This is a genomic window from Stenotrophomonas sp. A3_2, from assembly GCF_036624925.1.
Classification (GTDB): Bacteria; Pseudomonadota; Gammaproteobacteria; order Xanthomonadales; family Xanthomonadaceae; genus Stenotrophomonas; species Stenotrophomonas hibiscicola.
Map to the genome: position 1 here is coordinate 1 of NZ_JAZKVY010000265.1, position 422 is coordinate 422.

The 422-nt window shown below is 70.1% G+C and carries 2 protein-coding genes; both read right to left on the minus strand.

Features of this window, described 5'->3' with window-relative positions:
- A partial coding sequence (locus R5H29_RS22925; RefSeq protein WP_345786185.1) for a CoA transferase occupies positions 1-163 on the minus strand: 163 nt, incomplete at its 3' end.
- 26 nt (positions 164-189) lie between these two features.
- On the minus strand, positions 190-422 hold a 233-nt coding region (locus tag R5H29_RS12685), incomplete at its 5' end, for a hypothetical protein (RefSeq protein ID WP_332329247.1).

The following is a 422-nucleotide window of genomic DNA, read 5'->3' on the forward strand; positions in this document are numbered from 1 at the left end:
CGAGGTGGCAGGCGCCCATGGTGAAGCTGGGCGGCGCGGCGCCGGCGCGGCGGAAGATGTCGCCGATGGGCGGCTCCACCTTGATGACGTCGGCGCCCATTTCGGCGAGCAACTGCGTGCAGTAGGGGCCGAAGACCACGCTCGTCATGTCGACGATGCACATGCCTTCGAGCAAACGCGGGGGTGTGGTCACCGGCTCGCCCGGGCGGCCGCCGGCAGTTTCAGTTTGCGTATGGGCAGATCGCGCACGCGCACGCCGGTGGCGGCGAAGATGGCGTTGCCGACGGCGGCGGCGATCGGGATCACGCCCACCTCCCCTACCCCGCCGCGGGGGGCGTGGCTTTGCAGGAAGTGGACGGCGATGTCCGGCGCGTCTGCCATGCGGGCGACCTGGTAACTGTCGAAATTGTCCTGGGCGACGG